Here is a 26,669-nt window from a genome sequence, read left to right as displayed (position 1 = left end):
AATGCAGGCGTTTCTGCGCGGCCATTGGCAATTGCTGCTGCTCGTTGCTGCGATTGCCCTATTGTGGCGGACCCCCGTGGTGATCCCGCTGAAACTGCTGGTGGTGTTTCTGCATGAGCTGGGCCACGTGCTGGCCGTGCTTCTGACCGGCGGCGAAGTTCTGGACCTGACGCTCGACCCGATGCAGGGCGGGTCGGTGACATCGCGCGGGGGCAGCCGGTTCCTGAGTCTGAGCGCGGGCTACCTCGGATCGCTCATAATCGGGGTCGGACTGTTCATGGTCGCTGTGCGAACAAAGGCGGACCGGACTGTGCTGGGCCTGCTTGGCATGACGCTGCTGGCTGTGACAATTCTGTATGTGCGCGCGCCCTTCGCCCTGGTCTTTGGCGTGATGACGGGAATCGTGCTGCTGCTGGTGGCGAAATACCTGCCCCGAGACGTGAACGATCTGATCCTGCGGGTGATCGGGCTGGCCTCCATGATCTATGTGCCGTTGGACATCTACAGCGATACCATCGCGCGCGGCTGGCTGCATTCCGACGCGCGGATGCTGGCCGAGGAGTTCGGCGGCACCACGTGGATGTGGGGCGGGCTGTGGCTGTTGGCCAGCGGCTGGGTGATCTGGATGTGCCTGCGCCGGGGGCTCGGCGCGGTTAGCAATGTACGGCTGCGGTAGAAGTACGTGGTGCTAAAGGACGAACCCACGCCGCAAATTTCGGAATATTCAACGGTTGACAAAGTATGGATCGTTCCTCACCTTAACTTTGCAGGTGGAGGTGTCTGTTGACTGCGGTCCAAGACACTTTGAACGAACATTGGCGACAACTATCGAGGCGGGATAACTCCCGTAGTGTGCCAATCGTTCTCTCACGATAACCGGACAGTTCTTTCTGCCTCTACAAAAGTGAGGTGAAGAAAGCATGGGTGCAGAGGTTATCGAACTGATTTCATTGTTAATAGGCGCAGTCACGCTGTGGTTGGCTTGGCTGCACTACAACAAAGACTAAAACAACGCAGCGTCCACTCGGAGTGGGCGCTGCAATTCTTACATCTCGCCTCTATACTTGGCTTGTCTATCACAAAAAAAGCTTACAGCACCCTATCGAACACTTCTTTCAGCCGGGCCTTCGCGGCCTCGACGTCATAGAGCTTGTCCAGACCGAAAAGCCCCAGCCGGAAGGTCATGAACCCGTCGGGCTCGCCCACTTGCAGGGGCACGCCGGCGGCGATCTGCATGCCCTCGGCGGCGAATTTCTTGCCGTTTTGCACCTCGGGGTCGGTGGTGTAGCTGACCACCACGCCAGGCGCGCCGAACCCATCGGCCGCCACGGATGTCACGCCGTTGTCGGCCAGCATGGCACGTACCGAATTGCCCAGGTCCCATTGCGCCTGCCGCAGTTTTTCAAAGCCGAAGTCCTTCGTCTCCTGCATGGTATCGCGAAACCCGCGCAGCGCGTCGGTGGGCATGGTGGCGTGATAGGCATGACCGCCGTTCTCATACGCCTGCATGATCGCGTGCCATTTCTTGAGGTCGATGGCGAAGCTGTTGGAGGTGGTCTTGTCCAGCCGCTCCAGTGCCCGGTCGGACATCATCACCAGACCAGCGGAGGGCGAGGCCGACCAGCCCTTTTGCGGGGCGGAGATCAGCACGTCGACGCCGGTCTGTTTCATATCGACCCAGGCGCAGCCCGAGGCGATGCAGTCGAGCACCATCAGGGCGCCCACCTCATGCGCGGCCTCGGCCAACGCGGTGATGTAGTCATCGGGCAGGATGATGCCGGCGCTGGTTTCCACGTGCGGCGCGAAGACGGCGTCGGGCTTGGCTTCGCGGATCTTCGCCGTCACTTCCTCGATCGGGGCGGGGGCAAAGGGGGCCTGTGCCCCGTTGCCGGTCTGGCGGGCCATGCAGACGGTCGTGTCCGATGTGAACTGTCCGGCCTCGAAAATCTGGCTCCAGCGATAGGAGAACCAGCCGTTGCGCACGATCAGCGCATGGGCGTCATGGCCGAACTGGCGCGCGACGGCCTCCATCGCGACGGTACCACCACCGGGCACGATGGCCACGGCAGAGGCGTTGTAGACCTCTTTCAGCATGGCCGAGATGTCGGTCATGACCCCTTGGAACGCCTTGCTCATGTGGTTGAGCGAGCGGTCGGTGAAGACGACGGAATATTCCAGCAGGCCGTCGGGGTCGATATCGGGGCGAAGAGCGGTCATGAGCGTCCTGTCCTGGTTTGGAAAACTGGCGGCAGTATGCCTCGACGCGCGGCGGGATGACAGGGCGTCATGCCGTCACGCCGAAGTGTTTTTCAGCACGCCGCACATGAGAACGCCGCGACGCACGGGGCGCCGCGGCGGAGCACGACCGAAGGCCGGACTTACTTGCTGGCGTAATCGACGCTGACGCGGGCCGACCGGACCGAGACGGTTTCGCCGTCGCGGGCGAAGGTGAACACGCGGTCCTGCACGCCGGGCAGACCGAAGGTCACCGTGTCGCCATCCGACAGGTGCATCCGCAGGCGTGCGGGATCGGCGGGCGCCTCGCCGGTGACATATGTGGCGGTCAGTGCGTAGGCGTCGCCATCCTCGATCCAGTAGACGCTCATGTCGGCATCGGTTTCATGCAGGGTTACGCCGGCATTCGCCCGTGTCAGCGTGACGGTATCGGCAATGGCCGTGGTTGCTGTCAGGGCAAGGGCGGCGGCGGTCAGGATCGTTTTCATGGGGTACCTCGTTCGGTTGCAGGTGGTTACCGACCTCGTGGAATGCCGGGTCGGCACGCTAATTCTGCAACGCAGCATAGATGTGTTGCAGGGGGCGCGGCTAGCCGCCGATTCTGCATACCCGTCATGCGGATGGCGAATAAGTCTATGTAATTAAAGAATACTTTGGCATGCAGGCATGCCGCAGTATACAGCCGCGGTGATATCAGCCGATCGGGCCGGGGCAGCGTTCCTCGCTCAGGAGCACGTTCGCCTCGACGTCTCCGACGCCCGGAAGGGTCATGATGCGGCGGCGCAGCACGCGCTCGAAATCCGAGATGTCGCGGGCCACGACGCGCAGGCGATAGTCGTAGAGGCCAAGAATATGCTCGACCGTCTGTACCTCGGGGATGGCAGACACCGCGCGTTCGAAATCGGCAAGGCTGACGCGGCCCTTGGTGGCCAGTTTCAGGCCCAGAAAGACAGTGACGCCGAACCCCAGCGCCTCCTTGTCGAGGTCGAGCCGCTGGGTTTTCAGAATGCCCGCGTCGCGCAGTCGCTTGATGCGGCGCCACGCGGCGGGCTGGCTGAGGCCCAGGGCACGGCCGATGGCGCCCGCCGATTGCGTGGCGTCCTTCACCAGCGCGCGCAGGATCTGGCGGTCGGTCGTGTCCAGTTCGATCATAGGGGAAGCACCTCGTCGGTCTTGATCTGCGCGACGTGCATCAATGCCTCGATATCGGTGATGTGGGGCAGGGTGAGGATCGCGGTGCGATAGATCTCCTGGTAATGGGCCATGTCGCGGGCGATGACCGACAGGCGGGTGTCGACCCGGCCCAGGAAGGACTGGATTTCCAGTACCTCGGGGATGGCGCGCGCGGCTTCGGTGAATTCGTCAAAAGCGGTGGGCACGGTCTTGTCGAGCGTGATGCGCAAGGAGACCTCGACCGTATAGCCGAGCGCGGCCCAGTCGATCACCGCGTGATTGCCGCGCAGAAGCCCCGCCTGCGCCATGCGGTCCAGCCGCCGCGCGCAGGTGGCGGGGGTGACGCCTGCGAGACCCGCGAGGTCGGCGGGGCCGAGTGTCGGGTCGTGCTGGTACTGGCGCAGGATGCGGCGGTCGGTGTCGTCGAGTTGCATGGAATTTTCGAGTATTTGCAGATCGGTGAATGATTATCGCATCATTTCGAGAAATCATACCGAAAAAGCCGGGATCTCTTTCGAAATTTTCGTCATCTTCCACGTCATCTGACGACAAAGGAGAGAACCATGCGCGTCTATTACGATCGCGATTGCGATATCAACCTGATCAAGGACAAGAAAGTCGCCATCCTGGGCTATGGCAGCCAGGGCCACGCCCACGCGCTGAACCTGCGCGACAGTGGCGCCAAGAACCTCGTCGTGGCGCTGCGCGAGGGCAGCCCCTCGGCCAAGAAGGCCGAAGGCGAGGGCCTGAAGGTTATGGGCATTGCCGAAGCGGCGGCCTGGTGCGACCTTATGATGTTCACCATGCCCGACGAATTGCAGGCCGAGACCTACAAGAACTACGTGCATGACAACCTGAAAGAAGGGTCGGCGATTGCCTTTGCCCACGGTCTGAACGTGCATTTCGGCCTGATCGAGCCCAAGGACGGCGTCGATGTCATCATGATGGCGCCCAAGGGCCCCGGCCATACCGTTCGCGGCGAATACACCAAGGGCGGCGGCGTTCCCTGCCTCGTGGCCGTGCACAACGACGCCTCGGGCAAGGCGCTGGAGCTGGGCCTCAGCTATTGCTCGGCCATCGGCGGCGGGCGGTCTGGCATAATCGAGACCAACTTCCGCGAAGAGTGCGAAACCGACCTCTTCGGCGAGCAGGCGGTCCTCTGTGGCGGTCTCGTCGAACTGATCCGCATGGGCTTCGAGACGCTGGTCGAGGCGGGTTATGCCCCCGAGATGGCCTATTTCGAGTGCCTGCACGAGGTGAAGCTGATCGTCGACCTGATCTACGAAGGCGGCATCGCCAACATGAACTACTCGATCTCGAACACCGCCGAATATGGCGAATATGTCAGCGGGCCGCGGGTTCTGCCCTATGAGCGGACCAAGAAGGAAATGAAGGCGATCCTGCACGACATCCAGACCGGTGCGTTCGTGCGCGACTTCATGACCGAGAACAAGGTCGGCCAGCCGTTCTTCAAGGGCACCCGCCGCATGAACGATGCGCATCAGATCGAGGAAGTGGGCGAGAAGCTGCGCGCCATGATGCCGTGGATTTCCGCGGGCAAGATGGTCGACAAAGAGAAAAACTGAGGCCATCAGCACGCAAAACGGAAAGAGCCGGTGAGTTGCGCCGGCTCTTTTCATTATTGTCAGTCGACCGGCTTGTGAGAATCGCCGTCCTTGGCAAGCGAACTTGGCGGGATGTCGGCATCTTTCTTTCGCTCTTCGGTCTTTTGCTTGTTGCGAGCGGCCAAGATGAGCACGATCACCAAGGTGATGATCGACAGGGCCGCAGCGCCGATGGCTATGTCCATTAAGGGCCTCCTTTCAGTCCCAAGACGTGGCTGCGCCGCGACGAACGACAATGCGCTTGGGACGTTTTGACACGCACCCGCATGACCGGAGAGTTGATCTGAATGGAGAAAACAATTGCTGTCGCACCGGTAAACTGGCTGAGGCTCTGCGCGCTGGGCATGATCTGGGGCGCGTCCTTCATGGCGGTCAGCGTGGCGCTGGACGGGGTCGGGCCGCTGACCGTGGTGGCGGTGCGGTTGACCCTGGGGGCGCTTTTCCTGCTGCTACTCTGCCGCGCGACGGGCCGGGGCCTGCCGCGCCGTCGCGGGCCTCAGGCCGGACGGCTTTGGGCGTTCATCGTGGCGATGGGGCTGTTTTCCAACGCCTTGCCGTTCTTTTTGCTCAGCTGGGGCCAGCAGGTGGTCGCGTCGGGCTTTGCGGGTGTCTGCATGGCGGCAGTGCCGCTGCTGGTCCTGCCGCTGGCGCATTTTCTGGTACCGGGCGAGCGGATGCATATGCGCCGCGCGGTGGGCTTCGTGATGGGCACGCTGGGTGTCGCGGTGCTTATCGGACCGGAGGCGTTGCGCTCGACCGGTGCGGAATTCGAGATGCTGGCGCGGCTGGCCTGTGTCGCGGCGGCGGGATGTTATGCCGTCGGGTCTATTTTCACACGCCTCGCGCCGGAGGTGGATCGCCTGTCGCTGGCTGCCGCCGTGCTGACCGTCGCGGCGGTGGTGTTCACGCCTTATGCGCTTGCGGTCGAGGGCCTGCCAGAGATGCCGCAGGGCCGGACGCTTTGGGCGCTCATATACCTTGGTTTGTTGCCGACGGGCGTGGCGCAAATCCTGCTGGTGCAGGTGATCCGCGATGCCGGGCCGGTCTTTCTGAGTCTGGTGAACTACCAGGTGCCGATCTGGTCGATCATCTTCGGTGCTGTGGTGCTGTTCGAAGCGCTGCCGCCCAGCCTCTACCTTGGTCTTGCGCTGATCCTCGGGGGTGTGGCGCTCAGCCAATTGGGGGCGCTGCGGCGACTGTTCGGCGCCTGATAAAATTCGTACGAATTTTATCAGGCCGGAAAATTTCTAATTTTCCGGCGCGACGGTGGCGGCCATCCAAAGCCTGAGCGCCTCCGACGTTTCGGCCACGTCATGCACACGGTGGATCTGGATGCCTTGCGCAACCCCGGCCAGCGTCACGGCGATGGAGCCGGGGGCGCGGTGGCGGGCCTCTTCGGCGCCGCCGATCGTGCCGATAAAACGCTTGCGGGAGGCCCCCAGCAGCACCGCGCAGCCCAGCCCGTGAAACAGCGCCAGATTGTGCAGCAGCGTCAGGTTGTGCTCCAGCGTTTTGCCGAAGCCGATGCCGGGATCGGCGACGATCCGGTCGCGGGGAATACCTGCGTGTTCCAGCGCGGTGATGCGTTCCTCCAGCCAGTCATAGACATCAAGAGCCACGTTGTCATAGCGCGGATCCTTCTGCATCACGTCGGGCGTGCCCTGCGCGTGCATCACGCAGACTGGCAGGCCGGCCTCGGCGCAGAAGGGCGCGAGGTCAGGGTCGAAGGTGAAGCCCGCCACATCGTTGACGAGGCTCGCGCCGGCCTGATGCGCGGCGCGGGCGACGGGGGCCTTGCGGGTGTCGATGGAGATGGGCACGCCGGAGCGCTGGCGCAGCGACGCGATGACCGGGGCGGTGCGGGAAATTTCCTCGTCCATGGGCACTTCGGCGGCGCCGGGGCGGGTGGATTCGCCGCCGATGTCGATGATCTCGGCCCCCGCGGCGGTCATCGCCTCGGCCCGGACCAGCGCCGCGTCGGGCGCGTTGTGCTGGCCGCCGTCGGAAAAGCTGTCGGGCGTGACATTGAGGATGCCCATCAGGGCGGGGCGCGCCATGTCCAGCCCGGTGACGGGCGCCCGGGGGCCCGTCAGGCGGGCCAGTACCTCGGGCGGGGCGTCCTGCGCCGGGATCAGGCGGGGAGGCGCGTCGCGGTGCAGTTCCTCGACCGTGTCGAACCAGCACCAGCCCCCCGCCAGGGTCCGGGCCGTGTCGGGGCGGGCGTGGTCGGTGCGGGGGATGGGGCGGTAGTAGGGCATGTCGGGTGTTCTTCGGGTCAGCGAGGTCCCGGGTCAAGCCCGGGACGGGGTGTCAGGCGGCTGGGAGGTCCCGGATCGGGTCCGGGACGGCTTGTGAGACGGGGTCTCACAAGCCGCTTTGGGCGATATCCTGCACCAGCGTCGGAACGGGTGGGTCGTTGGGCGGCACCTCGCCGATCAGGAGCAGGTCGGAGGCGTCCATGTGCCCGGCGAACCACGCCGCCAGCCCCACCGGATCATCCGGCCCGGTGCGCGGGCCGTCCACGGCATCGAGCACGATCTTCGACGGGGCCCAGACGCTGATCTGGCCGTTCTTCATCGCCCAGTCCAGTTCCGTCCGTGTGCCCACCACCACGCAACGGTCATCGCGCCCGGCCAGAACCCAGGCGTTCTGTTCCAGCGCCAGCAGATCGACACGGCGCTGCGACATGCGGTGCCCGGTCTTGGGGCTGTCGACGCGGTTGTGGCCGACGCAAAGGATCACCGGCTCGGCCCGCGCCTGAAGCTGGTCGAGCCAGCGCGACAGGTTGGGCGAGCCGATCGCGGTGTTCGACAGGTACACCACATGCGGATGCGGTGTGATGTCGGCGTGATGGCCCACGGGCTTGGTCTTGAGGTCCTCGACCGAGCGGACGATCTCGACCCCGAGCGCGCCCGGCCCACGGTCCAGTTTTTCCACCCGCACGAAGGTGCGCACCGCCTGCGGTTCCAGCAGGATGCGCTCTGCAATGCGTTCGGACAGGGTTTCCAGCAGGTTCAGTCGCTCCTCGGCCAGTTCGGCGGCGATGGCCTCGGTCACCTTGTCATAACTGAGGATGCGGTCCACGTCGTCGTCTATCGAGGCAGTCATCGGGCGCACCTCGACCACCACGTTGAACGCGACGCGCTGGGTCGTGCCGCGTTCGGCCTGGAACGCGCCGATCTCGACCTCGACCACGTGATCGCGCACCGAGATCCGGTCGAGCGGGCCGTCGGGGGCAGTGGCGTCGGCACGCTCGGACGGATGCGCGAAGGCGAGACGGATTTCCTTGGACATTTGGGCCTCCCCCCAATTTTCATCCAGCCGGGCATATCATGGTGCGGGGCGGGGGTGGAACCCGTAAATGCGACGGGCTGCGCCTCGGCTCCGGCAGATGCGGCGGGTGACGGGGCAATCGGCGGAATATCCCCGATCCTGCCGCACGATCCATCTGAACGGAACGTGGCCCGGAAGCGCTGCGTTGACCTAGAAACAGGAGGAGCGCGCCCATGACTGCCGATACAGCGCAGAACCGAACCTTCACCCATCCCAACGTTGCAGAGGTCGACCAGACCGACCGGCTCGTGCCGGTCAACCTGCGCCAGTCCGGCGGGACGCCGGTGGAGATGCTGGTCTCGACCCGGGTCCGCAAATCGCCCTTCTGGCATCTGTCGGTCGAGGCGGGCGCATGGCGGGCAACGGTCTATAACCGGATGTACCACCCCCGCGGCTACGTGCGGGAAGAAGACGGCGGCACGATGGCCGAATACCGCAGCCTGGTGCATCGGGTCACGCTTTGGGATGTCGCCGTCGAGCGGCAGATCAGGGTGCGCGGGCCGGATGCCGAGGCCTTCGTGAATTTCGTGATTACCCGCGATGCCACGAAAATCAAGTCGATGCATGGCAAGTATTGCATTCTTTGCGACGCAAAAGGCGGCATCCTGAACGATCCGGTCCTTCTGCGGCTGTCAGAGGACGAGTTCTGGTTCTCGATCTCTGATTCGGACCTGCTGCTTTGGCTGCGCGGGGTCAACGTGCACGGCAACTGGGATGTCGAGATCGACGAAATCGACGTCGCTCCGTTGCAGGTGCAGGGGCCATTATCCGAGGATCTCATGGTCGACCTTGTGGACGAGACTTTGCGGGACGTGCCCTATTACGGCATGATGGAAGCCACGATCGGTGGGGCACCCGTTGTCATCAGCCAGACCGGGTTTTCCGGCGAGAAAGGCTATGAAGTCTACGTGCGCGACGCCTCGGAGAACGCCGAGAAAGTGTGGTACGCCATTCGCGGCACCGGCGCGCGCTACGGCCTGCGGGTGATCGCGCCCGGACACCACCGCCGGATCGCGGCCGGCATCCTGTCCTGGGGGCAGGACATGGATCACGAAACCTCGCCCTTCCAGGTGAACCTCGCGTACCAGGTGCCGAAGGAGAAGCAGGCGGATTACATCGGCAAGGCCACACTCGAGCGGCAGCGTGACGCGATCGAGGCAGGAAACTATCCGTTCAACCTCAAGATGGTCGGGATCAAAATGGGCGGCTTGCCCGTCACCGACTACCCCTCCGATTTCTGGCTGGTGCAGGATGAGGACGGCAATCGCGTCGGCTATGTCACGTCCGCCTGGTGGTCGCCGGAGCTGGAGGTGAACATCGCGCTGGCTTTCGTGCCGTGGACACTTTCGGATATCGGATCGCGGCTGCAGGTGGAATTGCCCGAGGCCTATGCAGAGCATTCCGGGCAGGCGGCGTCGGCAGACGTCTGCGAGGTGCCTTTCCGCCCCTCCGAACACCCCAATGTGCGCGAGGCGCGAGGCGCGCGGCTGAGCGCAGCTGCGCCTAAGACCCCCAGTCGGGGCAGGTCCGGCAGCGACGCCCCTGTTCGCCGCCCCGGACCTGCCCCGGATTGACGACAAGCCCCCGGAATGGACCGCTTACGTAGTCGGCTCGCGCGATCCAGGCATGTCGCCACGCGCGTCGGGCCGGGATGAGGGTACGGCCCCCGCGCGGAACTCAGTCGTCCAACAGCACCTCTTCGAGCTCGTCGAGGTCCTGGCTGCGCAAGAAGCGCGGCGCCATCAGCGCGATGTAGAAATCGATCACCGCGTTACCCGGAATGGAATTGCTGTTGCCAACCGAGGCGGGCCGGACGCGGGTCCAGCCGCTTCAGCAGGGTCTGGGTCAGGCGGATCGCATCACGCAGGCCCAGCCGCTCCTGTTTCAGCTGCTTGAGGCGCAGCGCATCGGCGGCGGGCTGGCTTTGCTCGCGGGTGATCCGCAGGTCGATCTCGCGGTGGCGGCGGGTCAACGTGTCGATCCGGGCCTTCAGGCTCTTGGGCGAAAGTGTGCGGCGTTTCATGTGGGTCCTCCCGATGATGCGTGTTGAACTGTGGCAAAGAGATGGGGAGGGGTGTGCGAAGATTAAATCCTATCGAAGCTGAAAATCCGATAGGAAAAACCTATCTTGAAAAAGACCCCGCGAAGGACCATGCGATGGACGATATCACCTTGCGCCAGTTGCGCTATTTCCTGGCGCTCAGCGAGGCGGGCCATTACCGCAAGGCCGCGGAACGCGCCGGAATCAGCCAGCCCTCGCTCAGCCAGCAGATCGTTCGGCTTGAATCCGCGCTTGGTGTCGAGTTGGTCGAGCGGGGCCGGCGCGGGGCCGTTCTGACGCCTGCCGGGCGCGAGGTGTTGGCGCAGGCCCGCAAGGTGATCGACGAGGTCGAGACGCTGGCGACGCGGGCGCGCGAAGCGAAGGACGGCGTTGGTGGCACGCTGCGGCTGGGCACGACGCCGACACTGGGGCCGTATCTTCTGCCTTATGTCACGCGGCGGCTGCACCGCGCTTACCCCGCGCTGAAGCTGGTGATCCGCGATGCCGCCCCGCGCGTGCTGCAGGATGAACTGGACGAGGGTCGGCACGACATGATCCTGACGCAACTGCCGGTGCAATCCGCCGATGTGGACGTGATGCGGCTGTTCCGCGAGCCGTTGAAGCTGGCCATGATGCAAGACCATCCGCTGGCGGCGGCGGCACGGGTCGACGAAGCTGACCTGCAAGGGCAGGACGTGCTGTCGCTGTCTGATGCCTACTTGCTGCACGGCCAGATCCTGCGTCTGTGCGAGGATGTGGGCGCGCGTCTGCGCCAGGATTACGAGGGCACCAGCCTGGATGCGCTGCGCCAGATGACGGCGCTGGGCATGGGTGTCAGTTTCCTGCCCGCGCTCTATGTCCGGTCCGAGGTGGATGGAAAAGACGGCGACGTGGCGATCCGGCCTTTCAATGGCGACCGGCTGACCCGCTCGATCGGGCTGGTCTGGCGCCGACGGGCGGCCCATGCCGCGCTGGCCCGGCGGATCGGCGGGATCGTCCAGGCGGTGGTACAGGAGCATTTCGCCGACCTTGTGACATTGGAGGCCTAGATGCTGAAATACACTCCCGGGGAAGATGTCGGCTCGCTGGAGCACTGGCCCTTCGATGCCCCGGAAAGCGATTACCGCATGCTGCGCGGCGATCCGGTCTGTCACGGGCGGCTGGATGCAGGCGGACCGGGGCACGCCACGCGCACCGGCATCTGGCGCTGTTCCGAAGGGGCATTTGCCTGCACCGAGCAGGGCGACGAGATGATGGTGATCCTGCAGGGGCGCTGCCGCATCACCGATCACGCCACCGGCGCTGTGCTGGATCTCGGCCCCGGCGACACCGCTTTCGTCCGGGACGGCATGCGGGTGACATGGGATGTCTCCGAGGCGGTGACAAAGGCCTTCATGGGCTGGAAGCCCGGCGAATATTGAACGCGGGTCGATTTCCGCGGTCCGTTTCCGAACGCCCCTCGCCACAGGTCGGGATCGCACTACCTGCCTGCTCGAACGGTGGCCGGCCCCGGGCCGGAAACCACAAATTGGAACAGACAGGGAGAACCCCCATGACCACCAGACGCAATTTCCTGATCGGCACCGCCGCCGCCGGCACCGTGACCGTTCTGCCGTCGCTGGCCTTCGCCGCCGAGGAAGGCGCCAGCATGAGCTTTCTTGACGGGGTCGTCAGCATTCATCCCATTTCGCACGCCTCCTTCGTGATGGAGACGCCCGCGGGCGTGGTCTATGTCGACCCGGTGGGCGAGGCGTCGGAGTACGAGGGTCTGCCCGATCCCGAACTGATCCTTGTCACCCACCGGCACGGCGACCACTACAACGCCGACCTCTTGGGGGTTCTGCCCGAGGTGCCGATCCTGACCAATGCCGACGTCATGGGCATGATGCCCGAGGACATGCAGGGCCGCACCCAGGCCATCGCCGCCGGCGAGACGACCGAGATGATGGGGCTGGGGATCGAGGCTGTACCGGCCTACAACCTCACCGAGGACCGCATGGATTTCCATCCGCAGGACCGGGGCGATATCGGCTTTGTCGTGACCATGGATGCGGGCCGGGTCTATATCTCGGGTGATACCGAGGGCACGGACGAGATGCGCGGCCTGGAAGACATCGACGTGGCGTTGGTCTGCATGAACTTGCCCTTCACCATGACCGCCGAACAGGCTGCAGACGCGGTGGCCGAATTCGCGCCTGCCGTGGTGATCCCGTATCACTATCGCGGCCGCGACGGCGGCACGCAGGACCCCGAGGCCTTTGCCCAAATGCTGAGCGATGCGGGGGCCGAGACCGAGGTGTCTCTGCATGACTGGTACAACGGCAGCCTGAGCTGATCTTACCCGTGTCGCCGCGCCATGGCGCGCGCGGTGGCACGCCGCCGCCTTTGCCCCCACCGCAAGACATTAGGACCGCATATGAAATCCACATTCCTGATCGCCGCCATGACGTGTGTTCCCGGCATGGCCCTGGCCCAGTCCGGCCCCAGCCTGTCCTTCTCGGCAGGCATCGGCGGGATTTACCAGCCCGAGTATTTCGGCTCGGACGACTACGAGGCGGATGTGACCGGCGGGTTCAAGTTCGGCCACCTCAAGATCGGCCGGCTGGAATTCGGCGACCCCGATCCCAACGCCGTCGATCTGGGATGGCGGCCCCGCGGCTCGCTTCGCGTGATCCGCGAACGCGACAGCTCGGACCACGTGGAACTTACCGGATTGCGCGACGTCGATTTCAGCCTCGAGATCGGCGGCGGCGTCGGCTACAACGCCGAGAATTTCCAGGCCTTCGCGGATGTGCGCTATGGCGTGGTCGGCCATGAAAGCTGGGTGGGCGAGCTTGGCGCCGACGCGATCTTCCGCCCCTCGGACGACTGGACCGTCACCGTGGGGCCACGGGTGCTGTGGGGGGCGGATGATTACACGTCGACCTATTTCGGCGTCACCCCGGCCGAAGCGGGGCTGTCGGCCTTTCCCGCCTACGCGCCCGGCTCGGGCATCGTCAGCGCGGGGATCGAGGTCGGCGCGCAGTATGAACTGTCGCAGAACTGGTACCTGGATGGCACGCTGGCCTGGAACCGGTATGTCGGCGACGCGGCGGATTCACCCATCGTCCAGGACGATGACAGCTTCACCGTGTCGTTGGCCGCGATGCGGCGGTTCAACTTCGGCCGCTGACGCAAGGCATTGCGGTTTTATCTGTCAAAGGACACCGGTGAAGCGGGGGCCTTTGCGTTATTGCCGGTGGAGCGGTCCAGTCGCCGGGCCACCAAGGGCGCGATCCCTAGCGAGATCAAGGGGACGAGTACGCCGGTCAGAACCAGCGTGCGCAGGGGCATTGGCCAGTCCGGGCCGATGGCCTGCAAGACAGCCAACCCCACCATGACCAGCGGCCAGACCGCCAGCCACACCAGGAAGATCCGCAAAGCGGGCCTCATGGATCTTCGCCTTCCATCTCGTTCGCGATAATGCGGAAATAACCGGGCAGGATGGTCGTCAGCCTTTCCCGCCCCTCGGGTGTCAGTGCGATATGGCGGATGCGGCTGTCGTTCTCGTCCGTCACCTTGGTCACCAACCCATCGTCGAGTAGCGTCCGAAGGGTCCGCGCCACCACCGGGCCGGACACGTCCAGCCGCTCTGTGATCTCGCCCACGGTCAGGCTGTCGCGATCTTCCTCGCGGTCGATCACGATCAGGAACAGGAACCGAAGCTGCGAGAACCCATGCCGCGCGAAATAGGCGTCCAGCCGCCGGATCAGCAGGCTGGCCCGCCGCAGCAGGGCAAGCCCGTCGCGGATCGTCTCCGGGCCGGTATCATAATGGCCGGAATAGCTTTCGATCATGCGCCGCGTGGGCAGGTCCTTGAGAAAGAACATGGGCCGGCAGTCTCAGGCGATCGGGTGCATGAACGTGAGTTCGACGGGCGCGGCCAGCAACTGCTCGTAACGCTCGAACACTTGCCTAGTGTAGGGTTGAGCATGATGCGCGTCGAAGGCGGCCTGATCGTCCCAGATCTCGGTCAGGTGCAGGCTACCGCTGTCGACATTGCGGTGCAGGGTGAAATGCTGGCATCCTGCTTCGGCGCGGGTCTCGGACAGGATGCCCAGGATGGCATCGCGGGCCTCGTCCAGACAGTCTGGCTTGGGGTGGATGGTGGCGAAAACGCTGAGGGACATGAGGCGGCTCCTGTGATTCTGAATTTTTATTACCATGGTATATATCATGGTAAATGTAAATCATTTCACATCGAAGCGTCATCCTCAGGCCTGATCCGAGGATCTCTTGCGCCATGAGATCCCGGATCAAGTCCGGGATGGGCCGGGGGGCAGAGCGGCGGGCCGTGACGTGAAGATGAAAAAGGCCCCGGATTGCGCCGGGGCCTTTTTGGTCGTTCTGCGGCAGGTCAGGCGAAAAGGAAATCGTCCACGGCCGCATCCAGCGCCGCACCATCGTGGAAGGCCAGGTTCTGAATGCGCATGTCATCCTCGGGGCCGGTATCGACCTCGGAAAACGCCGTGGCGGCGGTGTTGTGATTGTCCAGCAGATACTCGGCCAGCGCGTCCTGCTCGGTGCCGTCATCCGCGAAGGTGGCATCTCCGGTCTGCACGCCTTCCTGTTCGAGTGGCACGAAATCAAAGTCCTCGGGGAAGGGGTAGCCATCCCCGCCACCGATGAAACTGCCATCGTCGTCAAAGCGCGGCGCGGCCAGGAAGCCCAGCGTCACGACGCCGTATTCCTGGTCGGGATTCACGATCACACCGTCATCCACCAGCACCGCGCGGATCTCGCCGGTGTCGGGGTCGACAAAGGCCGCGTCGTCGATCCGCGCGCCCGACGGGGCATCGGGGTCAAAGCTGAACTCGACACCCGCCACCTGGATGAACTGGCCCGCAACGCCGGGCAGGGCGGCGACGCCATGTTCCAGAACCGCCACCAGCTCGGTCGCGGTCAGCTGGCCGACCACAAGGTCGTTGTTGAACGCGAGCGTGGTCTGGATGTCGTTCTGGCTTATACCGCCCGTGGGCTTCACCACGGTGCCGTCGCTGTCGAGGATCTGCTCGTTCACGACGCGCACCGGCTCGGTCCCGCCGGCGGGCACCACCGTCTGGCCGATCGAGGCGCGGATACCGCCGCCGTTCTTGACCGACACCCAGATGTCGTCGCCATCACCGAACATCTCGTTGGCATAGTCCAGGTTGGCATCTGCCGTCAGGTTGCCCAGGTTAGTTTCCTGCGTGCGCACCCCGTCAGGGTCTTCGCCTGTGCCGGTGCCCGACCGGTTGCCGTTCAGGAATACCTCCGAGATACCGAATACATTGCCTTCGGTCGCCAGGATCTGGTCCTGGATCGCATCGGCGATGGCCTGTATTTCGGGGTCGATCAGCGCACCTGCATTCAGGTCCGCCACGCCCTGGTCGTCAGTGGCATAGGCGCCCGAGACATCCGCGTCATAGCTTTCGGGGATGATGTTGCCATTGGCGTCGAACTCGATCACCAGCCGGCCCACGTACTTGTAGCTGCCATCGGTGTTGACGACCGCCGTGGTGGTGCCGCCCGCGTTGTCGATGAAGGCCGGGTACTGGCCCTGATCGCTGTCACCGTCGCGGGCACGGTCGTTGTCGTCGAATAGCCGGGTGTTCGAGCCGCCGGCGACGATGACGTCCACGTCGGTCAGGCGCTCGGCCAGTCCGAACTCGATGCCGATCTGCTGCATGTGGCCCAGCATGATCACCTTGTCCATGGTTGGGTTCGCGGCCAGCAGGGCGTCGACCTCGGCCTGGATCTCGGCGGCCAGCGCATCCAGCTCGGCCTCGGTGGGGTCGGTGCCGGCCCAGCCGGGGGTGATGCCCACGTCGCCGGGCGACGAGATCGAGCCCAGCGTCGGCGTCGTGGCGCCGACGACGCCGATGCGCTCGCCGTCCTGTTCGATCACGGTCGAGGAGGTGACGACGTTTGCCTGCGGCGCCTGCCCACCCTCGACGGCTAGCGGTGCGAGGTTGGCATCGGTCGAGAAATCGAGGTTGGTCGACAGGTAGGGAAACAGCGCCCCGGCGAAATCCATGCCGTCCAGATCGGTGCCTGACAGGGCGGCGAAATCCCCCTCCGCGTCGCCCGAGATCAGGTCGGCCAGCGTGCCGGTGCCGAAATCGAACTCGTGGTTGCCCAGGGCCACCGCTTGCACGCCCAGCTCGTTCTGGATCTGGATATCGGCGATGCCGGCCGAGCCGAAGACCTCTGCAGAGGCGTCATAGAACAGGCCGGGGATGAACGCGTCGCCCGAGGACAGCGTCAGCGTCGCGTCGGCGCCCACATCCTCGTCGCGCAGCGCGTTCAGCACAGCCGACAGGTTGGGCGCATCCTCGACCGCGGCGGCACCGGCCTCCTGGTCGGCGAAATGCAGCAGATTCAGGGTAAATGTATCGTCGCGGTCCAGCATCTCGACCGAAACGCTGGCTTCCTCGCTTTCGGTCTCGCCGTTCGAGACGCGGTAGGTGAAATCCAGTTCGCCGTCGAACCACGGGAAGGCCTTGACCTTGACGGTGCCGTCCTTGTTGATCTTGACGAAGCCTTCGAGGTGGCCGCTGTCCTCGTCGCGCAGCAGCACCAGCTTGCGACGGCCCACATCCTGGCCGTTGATCTCTGACACGAAGAGGTCATCGGCATCGCTTTCCTCGCCCGGCAGGTCATTCGCCAGAAGGTCCAGCGTGGTCTTGCGACCAACTACGCGCGCCACGTCGTCCGTGGCGGTGGGGGCGGGTGCCGGGTCATTGTCCTCCTGCGGATTGGACCAATCCCAGAAGCCGGGAAACTTGTCTTTCCATGAAAACCCGCGGTTGCCCCACGGCGTACCGAAATCGTGTCTGAAAAACATCTGAAGACTCCCCTTGTCCGATTGGTTCCACGTCGCAGCGACGCGGCATCGGACAAAGAAAAGCCCCGCGTAGGTAACAGGCACGCAGCGGGGGTGTTAAATTTTTGTGAATGGCGACGGGCCGTGGCGAGGCAGAGCGCAACGGAAAGGTATCGGCACAACTCGAAACAGATGCGACGCCGCAGACGAAAGAGAAAGGCCCCGGATTGCTCCGGGGCCTTTCGAAAAGTTTCAGGCTGGTCAGCCGGCGCTTAGTGATGCGCGGGCTGCTTGTCCCAGTCTTCCCGCTTCGGCAGCTGCTCGAACGTGTGTTCGGGCGGCGGGCAGGGCAGGGTCCATTCCAGCGTGTCGGCATATTCGTTCCAAGGGTTGTTCTGGGTCACTTTCGCGCCGCGGAACAACGCGTAGAACACCACGCCGAAGAAGAAGAGGAAGCTGGCGAAGGAAAGGAACGCGCCCAGCGACGACCAGTAGTTCCAGACCGCGAAGGCCTCGGGGTAGTCGATGTAACGGCGGGGCATGCCCTGACGTCCCAGGAAGTGTTGCGGGAAGAAGGTCAGGTTCGCGCCGATGAACATCGCCCAGAAGTGCAGCTTGCCCATCCATTCGGGGATCATGCGCCCGGTCATCTTGGGGAAGTAGAAGTAGACCCCCGCGAAGATCGCGAAAACGGCACCAAGGCTCATCACGTAGTGGAAGTGCGCCACCACGTAGTAGGTATCGTGATAGGCCCGGTCGATGCCCGCTTGGCTGAGGACGATGCCGGTGACGCCGCCCACGGTGAACAGGAACAGGAAGCCGAACGCCCAGAGCATCGGCGTCTTGAACTCGATCGCGCCGCCCCACATCGTGGCGATCCAGCTGAACACCTTCACGCCTGTCGGGACCGCGATGACCATCGTGGCCAGCATGAAGTAGGATTGCTGGGTCAGCGACATGCCCACGGTGTACATGTGGTGCGCCCACACGACGAAGCCGAGGAAGCCGATGGCGATCAGCGCCCAGACCATCGGCAGGTAGCCGAAGATCGGCTTGCGCGCGAAGGTCGCGATCACGTGGCTGATGATGCCAAAGCCGGGCAGGATGATGATGTACACTTCCGGGTGGCCGAAGAACCACAGGATGTGTTGGTACAGAACCGGGTCACCGCCGCCCGCGGGGTCGAAGAAGGTCGTGCCGAAGTTGCGGTCGGTCAGCAGCATCGTGATGGCGCCCGCCAGAACCGGCAGCGACAGCAGGATGAGCCACGCGGTCACGAAGATCGACCAGCTGAACAGCGGCACCTTGAAGAGCGTCATGCCCGGTGCGCGCATGTTCAGGAAGGTGGTGATCATGTTGATCGCGCCCAGGATCGAGCTTGCGCCCGACACGTGCACGGCAAAGATCGCCAGGTCCATCGACATGCCCGCCTCGTTGGTCGAAAGCGGTGGGTAGAGCACCCAGCCCACGCCCGAACCGAGCTGCCCATTGCCACCCGGCGCCAGTAGCGAGGCGACACCCAGCGACGTGCCGGTGACATAAAGCCAGAAGCTGAGGTTGTTGAGGCGCGGGAACGCCATGTCCGGCGCGCCGATCTGCAGCGGCATGAAGTAGTTGCCGAAGCCGCCGAAAAGGGCGGGGATCACCACGAAGAACATCATCAGCACACCGTGATAGGTGATCATGACGTTCCAGAGGTGGCCGTTCGGGGTACATTCGCCGGCGGCCGCCGCGGTGAACCGCGCGCCTTCCATGCACATGTACTGAACGCCCGGCTCCATCAGTTCGAGCCGCATGTAAACGGTGAACGCCACCGAGATCAGGCCGACGAATGCCGACGTGATCAGGTAGAGAATCCCGATATCCTTGTGGTTGGTGGACATGAACCAGCGGGTGAAGAACCCGCGATTGTCTTCATGTCCGTGGCCGTGAATGGCTGCGTCTGCCATCTGGGTGCCTCCTGCTGGTCATTTATACAGGGACACCGCATGGCGAAGGGGTCAGACAGACTCCCCCGCGACGTGTCCCGCAACACGAGAAAGGTTCTAGAATGACCCGCGACAATGAGCAATGCGCCAGATTGACATATGCGGATATTTTTTGTCGCAGCCGGACGGGCAGTGAAACGCGGCCAGAGCCCCGCAAAAATTAACGATTTCTTCACCAAAGCGGTGTTTCGGAGGCGCGGGCCAACGGGCCCCGAAGCCGCAATCGAAAATCGCCGGTCGCTCTTGAAGCCCCCCCGGCCCACGCATAAGGTTCACTCCGACGCGGGCCGATCCACGGTCCGGACCATGCGCATCAAGAGGCAGGCAACATGACAGACCCGATGGAAACCTACATGAACACGCTCGTCCCCATGGTGGTCGAGCAGACCAGCCGCGGCGAACGGGCCTACGACATCTTCTCGCGTCTGCTTAAGGAGCGGATCATCTTCGTGAACGGCCCGGTGCATGACGGCATGTCCAGCCTGATCGTGGCGCAGCTTCTGCACCTCGAAGCCGAGAATCCCTCCAAGGAAATCTCGATGTATATCAACAGCCCCGGTGGCGTCGTGACCTCGGGCCTGTCGATCTACGACACCATGCAATACATCAAGCCCAAGGTCAGCACGTTGGTCATCGGCCAGGCCGCCAGCATGGGCAGCCTGCTGCTGACGGCGGGCGCGGCGGGGATGCGGTTCTCGCTGCCCAACAGCCGAATCATGGTCCACCAGCCTTCGGGCGGCTACCAGGGCCAGGCGACGGATATCATGATCCACGCCGAGGAGACGCTGAAGCTGAAACGGCGTCTTAACGAAATTTACGTAAAACACACAGGACAATCGCTGAAGAAGGTCGAGGACGCGCTGGAGCGCGACAACTTCATGTCGCCCGAGGACGCGAAGGAGTGGGGCCTGATCGACGAAATCGTGGAAAACCGTGCAAAGGGTGAAGAAGACGGCAAGTGATCCGCCCGAGTGCGGTGGAAGGCGGGGTAGGAGCGATTTTGACATTGAGGTGCCAAACGCTCTGCCCTAAGCTGCCTCGAACGGACGAGAAACAAGGGACCCGCGCCAGGGCCGGCTGACCCGGTCGCATACATCCACAGTGGCGCAAATCGATGGGCCCAAAACGCGGCGCGACACGCCGAAAGGTGCAAGAATGGCGAATAATTCCGGTGGCGACAGCAAGAACACGCTCTACTGCAGCTTCTGCGGCAAGAGCCAGCACGAGGTTCGAAAACTGATCGCGGGTCCGACGGTGTTCATCTGCGACGAATGCGTCGAGCTTTGCATGGACATCATCCGCGAAGAGACCAAGACCGCCGGGCTGAAGGCGACCGACGGTGTGCCCACCCCGCGCGAGATCTGCGATGTGCTGGACGATTACGTGATCGGCCAGTTCACCGCCAAACGCGTGCTTTCGGTCGCGGTGCACAATCACTACAAGCGGCTCAATCACTCCGGCAAGAACGACATCGAACTGCAGAAGTCGAACATCCTGCTGATCGGCCCCACGGGCTGCGGCAAGACGCTTCTGGCGCAGACGCTGGCGCGGATTCTCGACGTGCCCTTCACCATGGCCGACGCCACGACGCTGACCGAGGCCGGGTACGTGGGCGAGGATGTCGAAAACATCATCCTCAAGCTGTTGCAGGCGTCGGAATACAACGTCGAACGCGCGCAGCGCGGCATCGTCTATATCGACGAGGTCGACAAGATCACCCGCAAGTCGGAAAACCCCTCGATCACCCGCGACGTGTCGGGCGAGGGCGTGCAGCAGGCGCTTCTGAAACTGATGGAAGGCACCGTGGCCGCCGTACCGCCGCAAGGCGGGCGCAAGCATCCGCAGCAGGAATTCCTGCAAGTGGACACGACCAACATCCTGTTCATCTGCGGTGGGGCCTTTGCCGGGCTCGACAAGATCATCAGCCAGCGTGGCAAGGGCTCTGCCATGGGCTTTGGCGCCGATGTGCGCGACGAGGAATCGCGCAACGTGGGCGAGGTGTTCAAGGACCTCGAACCCGAAGATCTGCTGAAATTCGGCCTGATCCCGGAATTCGTCGGCCGCCTGCCGGTTATCGCGACGCTGGAGGACCTCGACGAGGATGCACTGATCACGATCCTGACCCAGCCGAAGAACGCGCTGGTCAAACAGTATCAACGCCTGTTCGAGCTGGAGAACGTGACGCTCAGCTTCACCGACGATGCGCTGAGCGCGATTTCCAAGCGGGCGATTGCACGCAAGACAGGCGCGCGCGGTCTGCGCTCGATCCTCGAGGATATCCTGCTCGACACGATGTTCGAACTGCCCGGCATGGAAGATGTCGAGGAAGTGGTCGTCAACGAGGAAGCCGTCAGTGCCGAGGCCGCACCGCTGATGGTGCATGCCGAGGCCAAGAAGGAAGGCACCAGCGCGGGCTGACCCGACGGTGGGCCTTTGGAGGCACAAATTTTTACAAAAAATTTGGGCAAGAAAATTCGAATTTTCTTGCCCATTTTCTTTGAAAGAAAATGGTCCAGTGCCGGATCGCACGACAGGAATACGGCCCGGCGTCTCCTTGCCGGCCAACACCAGCCAATGGCGAAGACAGGCCGGCAGGGCCGCGTCCGGGCTGGACCTTGGCGGCAATCTGCGGCATATCGGGACCAAGCATAGTCCGGAGGATCATGATGGGTCTGCTCACCTCGCTTCTGCGCGCCGTCACATGGTGGAACGGCGCCACGCTCAACACGATGATTCACACCCGCCGCAATGGCATGAAGGTCGGTGAGGACGATCAGGGCAACACCTTTTACCAGACAAGCGACGGCAAGCGCCGCTGGGTGATCTTCAACGGTGAGGCCGAGGCCAGCCGCGTCAGCCCCGAGTGGCATGGCTGGCTGCACCACACCTACAAGGAGCCGCCCACCGAGGCGCCGTTCAAGCGCAAGCCTTGGGAAAAGCCGCACGAGGAAAACCTTACCGGCACCGCGCTGGCTTATGCGCCCGCCGGCTCGATCCGCCGCGCCGATCCGGCCGAGCGCCGCGACTACGAGGCCTGGAGCCCCGAGTAACCCCGACCCACCAGCCAGGAGCCGCCCATGGCCAGCGAGAACATGACCGAGGTCGCCGTCGGCGGGGCCGTGCTGGCGATTGCCGCGGGTTTCGTGATTTATGCCGGACAAGTCAGCGGCTTTTCGGGCGCCGCGCCGGAGTACGAGCTGCGCGCCAGCTTTCGCAGCGCCGACGGCATAGACGTCGGAACCGATGTACGCCTGGCCGGCGTCAAGGTCGGCCGCGTCACCGACATGCAGCTCGACCCCGACACCTACCGCGCCCGCGCCGTCTTTACCGTGCGCGACGATATCGAGGTGCCCGACGACAGTGCGCTGGCGATCAGTTCCGAGGGTCTGCTGGGTGGCAATTTTGTCGAGATCATGCCCGGCGGTTCGCCCTTCTACTTCACCGCTGGCGACGAGATCGAGTTCACGCAAGGCTCCGTCAGCCTGATCGCGCTTCTGACCAAGTTCGTGGCCGGAGACGACGACGGTGGAGATGCCCCCGAATGACCCCCTGGCACCGCAGCATCCCGGCCGCCGCCCTCATGGCGCTGGCCCTTGCCGCGCCCGCCGCGGCGCAGGAAGAGGTCGAGGTCGGCACCGGCGTCGTGCTGCGCTGGGTCGACAAGATCACCACCGAATCCGGCGACCTCGAGATCGCCAATGCCAGCGCTGCAAGTGTCGGTCGGATGCGCATCGAACTGGGCGAATGCCGCTATCCCGCGGGCAATCCGGCGGGCGACGCCTATGCCTTTCTCACCGTCCACCCCGAGGAATCCGCGCCGCCGATTTTCTCGGGCTGGATGCTGGCCTCGTCGCCCGCGCTCAACGCGGTGGAACATCAACGCTATGACATCTGGGTGTTGCGCTGCATGACCCAATGAGGCGCCGGATCGAAAGGCGGGTGGTTGATATCCGCCTCCGCCTCCAGCGCGCGGGCCAGCTGCTTGCGGTAAGCCGCGCGTGGGATTTCCTGCGCGCCCAGGCTGGCCAGGTGCTCGGTCTGGAACTGCGTGTCGAAGAGCAGAAAGCCACAGCGCCGCAAATGCCCCGTCAGGTGCGCCAGCGCCAGCTTTGACGCGTCGGTGCGGCGCGAGAACATGCTTTCGCCGAAGAACGCGGCACCCAACGTCACGCCGTAAACCCCGCCGATCAGAAGGTCGTCCTGCCAGATCTCCAGAGAATGGGCGTGGCCCCTGGCGTGCAGTTCCAGGTAAAGCGACCGGATCTGCCCGTTGATCCACGTCTCCGCGCGGTCGGCGCAGCCGTCCACCGTGCCGGCGAAATCCGCGTTGAGTGTGGCATTATAGGCCCCGCGCCGCATCCGACGTGCCAACGAGCGTGAAACGTGGAACCCCGACAGCGGCAGCACGCCGCGCATCCGTGGGTCGACCCAGAACAGATCGGGGTCGTGGCGCGACTCGGCCATCGGGAAAATGCCCGCGGCATAGGCCTGCAACAAGAGGTCTGGATCAAGAGGCGGCTGACGGTTTGACATTGGCGTCCGGATGGCGGGGCAGGGCGGGGCGGCGTTTACGCTTCGTTACACCTCCCATGGTAAGCCTTTGCACGGTGCATGGCAAAGGAGATGACATGGACGGCCTGAACGATGCGCCCGCCGTGGGTGGGACTGATGGAAATTGCGCGGTGCAAGACACCCTGCGCCAGCGCGCCAACCGGCGTCAGGCGCGCTACGGCATGTTGTTCGATTGTTTTCGCCACGTCATCACCGACAGCAGTGTGCTCTACCTCGGTGCCGGCGACGGCAAGTGGTGCGCCGACCTCGCGCAGGCCGGCGCGTTGCAGGTTGTCGGGGTCGAGGCGCAAGCGGATCTTGCCGCCCGGTTCGAGGATTTGCCCGCGATCGGTGCCCGCGAACGGGTCGAGATGCGCCATGCCGACCCGCTCGATTTTCTGCAACACGCCGCCGACAGGGCCAAGCGGTTCGAACTGGTGGTCCTGATGGACGTGCTGCGCGATGTAAGCGACCTGCACGGTGTGTTCGCGGATGTCGCCATGCTGCGGCCCCGGATGGTGCTGGGCGACGGTGTCGTGGCGGGCTCACATGACCCGGTCCTGCGGCTGGAGCCGCGGCGCGCCACTGGCGGGCCGTCCCGTCCGCCGCACATGATCCCCAGCCGCGGCGCGATCACCCAGGCCGCCGAGGCGGCAGGCTACGAGGTGGACTGGACCGACTGGACGCAGCTGCCGCCTGGCTTGCGCGACGGTCTGTCGGATTACTACCGCACCGGGCCGATCGGACGCGCGAGCTTTACGCTGATCGCCAGGGACAGCTGAGCGTGCGGCGAAAGTCTGGCACCAGGGTGGCGCAGGTGCCGCCCGGTCAGCGACTTGGCAAAAGGGCGAGGCAAAGGCGCCCTCGGGGCCAAACCCGTCGAAATCGAGTTGCCCGGCGGCAAGGCTACGCGGACGCAGCACAGAGGGTTGGAAAGCCTGCGGCCTGGTCGACATCACGCGATGTACAGACCCGGGCACCGGCACATTGGGGCCGGGCTCAGCCGTCCTGCAGGTTGGTTTCCAGCCAATGTTCCAGCCAGTGAATGTTGTAGTCGCCCGAGTGGATGTCGGGCTCCTGCAGCAGAGCGTGAAACAGAGGTACGGTGGTGTCGACGCCGTCCACGATCAACTCGCCCAATGCGCGGTTCAACCGCGCCAGCGCCGTGGCACGGTCCTGCGCGTGGACGATCAGCTTGCCGATCAGGGAATCGTAATAGGGCGGGATCTTGTAACCGTCATAAAGCGCCGAATCCATCCGCACGCCCAGGCCGCCCGGCGCGTGAAACTGCGTGATCTTGCCCGGCCGGGGCGAGAAGGTCGGCAGTTTCTCGGCGTTGATACGCACCTCGATGGCATGGCCGTTGATCTTCAGATCCTCCTGGGTGAAGGACATCGGCAGCCCTTCGGCCACGCGGATCTGTTCCTGCACCAGGTCGACGCCGAAGATCGCCTCGGTGACAGGGTGTTCGACCTGAAGCCGGGTGTTCATCTCGATGAAATAGAACTCGCCCTTCTCGTACAGGAACTCGATTGTGCCCGCGCCGGCATAGTCGATCTTGGCCACCGCATCGGCACAAATCTGGCCGATCCGGGCGCGCTCTTCCTCGGTGATGCAGGGGCCGGGCGCCTCCTCGAACACCTTCTGGTGCCGCCGTTGCAGCGAACAGTCGCGCTCGCCCAGGTGGACCGCGCGACCCTTGCCATCGCCGAAGACCTGGATCTCGATATGGCGCGGCGTGGTCAGGTATTTCTCGATATAGACCTCGTCATTGCCAAAGGCCGCCTTGGCCTCGGACCGCGCGGTCATGAAGGCGTTTTCCATGTCGGCGGCGGTCTGCGCCACCTTCATGCCGCGCCCGCCGCCGCCCGCGGTGGCCTTGACGATCACCGGATAGCCCATCTCGTCACCAAGCGCCTTGGCCGCGGCGAGATCGGCCACCCCGCCCTCAGAGCCCGGCACGCAGGGCACGCCCAACGCCTTCATGGTGTCCTTGGCGGTAATCTTGTCGCCCATCACCCGGATATGCTCGGCGGTGGGGCCGATGAAGGTCAGGTCGTGGTCCTCGACGATCTGCACGAAATTGGCGTTCTCGCTGAGAAAACCATAGCCGGGGTGAATGGCCTGCGCCCCCGTCACCTCGCAGGCGGCGATGATTGACGGGATCGACAGATAGCTCTCGGACCCGGGCGGCGGCCCGATGCAGACGGATTCGTCGGCCATGCGCACATGCATCGCGTCGGCATCGGCGGTGGAATGCACCGCCACGGTGCGGATGCCCATCTCGCGGGCCGCGCGGATCACCCTCAGGGCAATCTCGCCCCGGTTGGCCACAAGGATCTTGTCGAACATCGCGCTGCCCTTATTCGATGATCATCAGCGGCGCGCCGTATTCCACCGCGGCGCCGTCCTCGACCAGGATGCGCTTCACGGTTCCGGCACGGGGGGCGGGGATGTGGTTCATGGTCTTCATCGCCTCGACGATCAGCAGCGTGTCACCCTCCGCGACCTGCTGGCCGGTCGCCACGAAGGCGGGCGCGCCGGGTTCGGCCTGCATGTAGATCGTCCCGACCATAGGCGAGGTGACCGCGCCGGGATGGCTGGCCGGATCTTCGTTCGCGGGGGCGGCAGGTTCGGATCCTGAGGCGGCCGGTGCCGCGGCGGGCGCGTGCGGCGCAGAGGGTGCCGCCGGGGCGGGGGCCGACATCTGCTGCACGACCTTCTGCTTGCGGCTGACCCGGACATTGAGCGTGTCGTCGTCGCCGTACTCGCGCTTGACCTCCAACTCGGTCAGGTCATTCGCGTTCAGCACTTCGGCAAGCGCCTTGATAAACGCCACATCCGCGTCGTGGTTCGTCTTGGAAGTCTTGTCCGGCATC

Annotated in this window: 30 protein-coding genes; 14 read left to right on the top strand and 16 right to left on the bottom strand. The window is 64.2% G+C overall.

Annotated elements, in window-relative coordinates; all coding sequences use genetic code 11:
- The first annotated feature begins 1 nt into the window (after position 1).
- Positions 2–676, top strand: a complete 675-nt coding sequence (locus PVV74_RS02925) for a M50 family metallopeptidase (RefSeq protein WP_274592165.1) — start codon at positions 2–4, stop codon at positions 674–676.
- Between the two features lie 413 nt (positions 677–1,089).
- On the opposite strand, the gene PVV74_RS02920 is transcribed toward PVV74_RS02925, so the two are convergent.
- The 4 genes from PVV74_RS02920 to PVV74_RS02905 all read right to left on the bottom strand — a co-directional run bounded on the left by PVV74_RS02920 (position 1,090) and on the right by PVV74_RS02905 (position 3,842).
- Complete coding sequence (locus PVV74_RS02920) at positions 1,090–2,217, bottom strand: aminotransferase class V-fold PLP-dependent enzyme (protein WP_274592164.1); 1,128 nt, start codon at positions 2,215–2,217, stop codon at positions 1,090–1,092.
- A gap of 161 nt (positions 2,218–2,378) precedes the next feature.
- Positions 2,379–2,723 carry a hypothetical protein gene (locus PVV74_RS02915; RefSeq protein WP_103761676.1) on the bottom strand — a complete coding sequence of 115 codons (345 nt, stop codon included), beginning with the start codon at positions 2,721–2,723 and terminating at the stop codon, positions 2,379–2,381.
- A gap of 205 nt (positions 2,724–2,928) precedes the next feature.
- Positions 2,929–3,387 carry an Lrp/AsnC family transcriptional regulator gene (locus tag PVV74_RS02910; RefSeq protein ID WP_274592163.1) on the bottom strand — a complete coding sequence of 153 codons (459 nt, stop codon included), beginning with the start codon at positions 3,385–3,387 and terminating at the stop codon, positions 2,929–2,931.
- The gene (locus PVV74_RS02905) at positions 3,384–3,842 is read right to left on the bottom strand and encodes an Lrp/AsnC family transcriptional regulator (RefSeq protein ID WP_274592162.1); all 459 of its coding nucleotides are present in this window, start codon (positions 3,840–3,842) and stop codon (positions 3,384–3,386) included. Before PVV74_RS02905 ends, PVV74_RS02910 begins: the two co-directional genes overlap by 4 nt.
- A 129-nt stretch (positions 3,843–3,971) precedes the next feature.
- Here PVV74_RS02905 and ilvC point away from each other — a divergent pair, with 129 nt between their 5' ends.
- Positions 3,972–4,994 (top strand): ketol-acid reductoisomerase, encoded by a 1,023-nt coding sequence (gene ilvC / locus PVV74_RS02900; protein ID WP_274592161.1) that lies wholly within the window; start codon positions 3,972–3,974, stop codon positions 4,992–4,994.
- A 59-nt stretch (positions 4,995–5,053) separates the two neighbouring features.
- Here ilvC and PVV74_RS02895 read toward each other — a convergent pair whose 3' ends face one another.
- Positions 5,054–5,218 (bottom strand): hypothetical protein, encoded by a 165-nt coding sequence (locus tag PVV74_RS02895; RefSeq protein ID WP_274592160.1) that lies wholly within the window; start codon positions 5,216–5,218, stop codon positions 5,054–5,056.
- A 102-nt stretch (positions 5,219–5,320) separates the two neighbouring features.
- On the opposite strand from PVV74_RS02895, the gene PVV74_RS02890 reads away from it, so the two are divergent.
- On the top strand, positions 5,321–6,244 hold the full coding sequence (locus tag PVV74_RS02890) for a DMT family transporter (RefSeq protein WP_274592159.1): 924 nt from the start codon (positions 5,321–5,323) through the stop codon (positions 6,242–6,244).
- A gap of 36 nt (positions 6,245–6,280) precedes the next feature.
- On the opposite strand, the gene folP is transcribed toward PVV74_RS02890, so the two are convergent.
- Complete coding sequence (gene folP / locus PVV74_RS02885) at positions 6,281–7,291, bottom strand: dihydropteroate synthase (protein WP_274592158.1); 1,011 nt, start codon at positions 7,289–7,291, stop codon at positions 6,281–6,283.
- Positions 7,292–7,397: 106 nt separating this feature from the next.
- Positions 7,398–8,327 carry a dihydroneopterin aldolase gene (locus PVV74_RS02880; RefSeq protein WP_103761670.1) on the bottom strand — a complete coding sequence of 310 codons (930 nt, stop codon included), beginning with the start codon at positions 8,325–8,327 and terminating at the stop codon, positions 7,398–7,400.
- Between the two features lie 212 nt (positions 8,328–8,539).
- On the opposite strand from PVV74_RS02880, the gene PVV74_RS02875 reads away from it, so the two are divergent.
- The gene (locus PVV74_RS02875) at positions 8,540–9,940 is read left to right on the top strand and encodes a glycine cleavage T C-terminal barrel domain-containing protein (RefSeq protein WP_274592157.1); all 1,401 of its coding nucleotides are present in this window, start codon (positions 8,540–8,542) and stop codon (positions 9,938–9,940) included.
- A 197-nt stretch (positions 9,941–10,137) separates the two neighbouring features.
- On the opposite strand, the gene PVV74_RS02870 is transcribed toward PVV74_RS02875, so the two are convergent.
- Positions 10,138–10,389, bottom strand: a complete 252-nt coding sequence (locus PVV74_RS02870; RefSeq protein ID WP_103761669.1) for a YdcH family protein — start codon at positions 10,387–10,389, stop codon at positions 10,138–10,140.
- A 134-nt stretch (positions 10,390–10,523) separates the two neighbouring features.
- Between PVV74_RS02870 and PVV74_RS02865 the strand changes: the two genes are divergently transcribed.
- The 4 genes from PVV74_RS02865 to PVV74_RS02850 all read left to right on the top strand — a co-directional run bounded on the left by PVV74_RS02865 (position 10,524) and on the right by PVV74_RS02850 (position 13,579).
- Positions 10,524–11,456 carry a hydrogen peroxide-inducible genes activator gene (locus tag PVV74_RS02865; protein WP_103761668.1) on the top strand — a complete coding sequence of 311 codons (933 nt, stop codon included), beginning with the start codon at positions 10,524–10,526 and terminating at the stop codon, positions 11,454–11,456.
- On the top strand, positions 11,457–11,828 hold the full coding sequence (locus PVV74_RS02860; protein WP_274592156.1) for a cupin domain-containing protein: 372 nt from the start codon (positions 11,457–11,459) through the stop codon (positions 11,826–11,828).
- A 131-nt stretch (positions 11,829–11,959) separates the two neighbouring features.
- Complete coding sequence (locus tag PVV74_RS02855) at positions 11,960–12,742, top strand: MBL fold metallo-hydrolase (protein WP_274592155.1); 783 nt, start codon at positions 11,960–11,962, stop codon at positions 12,740–12,742.
- An 81-nt stretch (positions 12,743–12,823) separates the two neighbouring features.
- The gene (locus PVV74_RS02850; protein ID WP_274592154.1) at positions 12,824–13,579 is read left to right on the top strand and encodes a MipA/OmpV family protein; all 756 of its coding nucleotides are present in this window, start codon (positions 12,824–12,826) and stop codon (positions 13,577–13,579) included.
- Between the two features lie 17 nt (positions 13,580–13,596).
- Here the strand turns inward: PVV74_RS02850 and PVV74_RS02845 are convergent, their stop codons facing one another.
- The 5 genes from PVV74_RS02845 to ctaD all read right to left on the bottom strand — a co-directional run bounded on the left by PVV74_RS02845 (position 13,597) and on the right by ctaD (position 19,200).
- Positions 13,597–13,839, bottom strand: coding sequence for a hypothetical protein (locus PVV74_RS02845; RefSeq protein WP_274592153.1), 243 nt, complete (start codon positions 13,837–13,839; stop codon positions 13,597–13,599).
- The gene (locus PVV74_RS02840; RefSeq protein ID WP_274592152.1) at positions 13,836–14,276 is read right to left on the bottom strand and encodes a MarR family winged helix-turn-helix transcriptional regulator; all 441 of its coding nucleotides are present in this window, start codon (positions 14,274–14,276) and stop codon (positions 13,836–13,838) included. The genes PVV74_RS02845 and PVV74_RS02840 overlap by 4 nt, the downstream gene beginning before the upstream one ends.
- Before the next feature lie 12 nt (positions 14,277–14,288).
- Positions 14,289–14,576: a putative quinol monooxygenase gene (locus tag PVV74_RS02835; protein ID WP_103761662.1), complete on the bottom strand. Its 288-nt coding sequence runs from the start codon at positions 14,574–14,576 to the stop codon at positions 14,289–14,291.
- A 227-nt stretch (positions 14,577–14,803) separates the two neighbouring features.
- Positions 14,804–17,272 carry a 5'-nucleotidase C-terminal domain-containing protein gene (locus PVV74_RS02830; protein ID WP_274592151.1) on the bottom strand — a complete coding sequence of 823 codons (2,469 nt, stop codon included), beginning with the start codon at positions 17,270–17,272 and terminating at the stop codon, positions 14,804–14,806.
- Between the two features lie 251 nt (positions 17,273–17,523).
- Positions 17,524–19,200, bottom strand: coding sequence for a cytochrome c oxidase subunit I (gene ctaD / locus PVV74_RS02825; protein WP_103761660.1), 1,677 nt, complete (start codon positions 19,198–19,200; stop codon positions 17,524–17,526).
- Between the two features lie 368 nt (positions 19,201–19,568).
- Here ctaD and PVV74_RS02820 point away from each other — a divergent pair, with 368 nt between their 5' ends.
- The 5 genes from PVV74_RS02820 (at position 19,569) to PVV74_RS02800 (ending at position 23,158) form a co-directional block, all read left to right on the top strand.
- Complete coding sequence (locus PVV74_RS02820; RefSeq protein WP_103761659.1) at positions 19,569–20,201, top strand: ATP-dependent Clp protease proteolytic subunit; 633 nt, start codon at positions 19,569–19,571, stop codon at positions 20,199–20,201.
- A 193-nt stretch (positions 20,202–20,394) separates the two neighbouring features.
- Positions 20,395–21,657, top strand: a complete 1,263-nt coding sequence (gene clpX, locus PVV74_RS02815) for an ATP-dependent Clp protease ATP-binding subunit ClpX (protein WP_103761902.1) — start codon at positions 20,395–20,397, stop codon at positions 21,655–21,657.
- A gap of 248 nt (positions 21,658–21,905) precedes the next feature.
- Positions 21,906–22,289 carry an NADH:ubiquinone oxidoreductase subunit NDUFA12 gene (locus PVV74_RS02810; RefSeq protein WP_103761901.1) on the top strand — a complete coding sequence of 128 codons (384 nt, stop codon included), beginning with the start codon at positions 21,906–21,908 and terminating at the stop codon, positions 22,287–22,289.
- Between the two features lie 27 nt (positions 22,290–22,316).
- Positions 22,317–22,784 (top strand): outer membrane lipid asymmetry maintenance protein MlaD, encoded by a 468-nt coding sequence (gene mlaD, locus PVV74_RS02805; RefSeq protein ID WP_274592150.1) that lies wholly within the window; start codon positions 22,317–22,319, stop codon positions 22,782–22,784.
- On the top strand, positions 22,781–23,158 hold the full coding sequence (locus PVV74_RS02800; protein ID WP_103761658.1) for a DUF2155 domain-containing protein: 378 nt from the start codon (positions 22,781–22,783) through the stop codon (positions 23,156–23,158). Before mlaD ends, PVV74_RS02800 begins: the two co-directional genes overlap by 4 nt.
- Here PVV74_RS02800 and aat read toward each other — a convergent pair.
- Entirely contained in the window at positions 23,122–23,772 is a 651-nt protein-coding gene (gene aat / locus PVV74_RS02795; RefSeq protein WP_274592149.1) for a leucyl/phenylalanyl-tRNA--protein transferase, read from the bottom strand. The two genes, PVV74_RS02800 and aat, sit on opposite strands and share 37 nt — an antisense overlap.
- A gap of 95 nt (positions 23,773–23,867) precedes the next feature.
- Here aat and PVV74_RS02790 point away from each other — a divergent pair, with 95 nt between their 5' ends.
- Entirely contained in the window at positions 23,868–24,572 is a 705-nt protein-coding gene (locus PVV74_RS02790) for a class I SAM-dependent methyltransferase (RefSeq protein ID WP_274592148.1), read from the top strand.
- Between the two features lie 217 nt (positions 24,573–24,789).
- Here the strand turns inward: PVV74_RS02790 and accC are convergent, their stop codons facing one another.
- Both accC and accB read right to left on the bottom strand, forming a co-directional pair.
- Complete coding sequence (accC, locus tag PVV74_RS02785; protein WP_274592147.1) at positions 24,790–26,142, bottom strand: acetyl-CoA carboxylase biotin carboxylase subunit; 1,353 nt, start codon at positions 26,140–26,142, stop codon at positions 24,790–24,792.
- Positions 26,143–26,152: 10 nt separating this feature from the next.
- Positions 26,153–26,668, bottom strand: a complete 516-nt coding sequence (gene accB, locus PVV74_RS02780; protein WP_274592146.1) for an acetyl-CoA carboxylase biotin carboxyl carrier protein — start codon at positions 26,666–26,668, stop codon at positions 26,153–26,155.
- Position 26,669: the final 1 nt, after the last annotated feature.

The organism is Roseovarius sp. SK2 (assembly GCF_028807495.1).
GTDB lineage: Bacteria > Pseudomonadota > Alphaproteobacteria > Rhodobacterales > Rhodobacteraceae > Roseovarius > Roseovarius confluentis.
The sequence above is the reverse complement of the archived record's forward strand: the minus strand, read 5'-3'. Positions and strand labels throughout refer to the sequence as shown.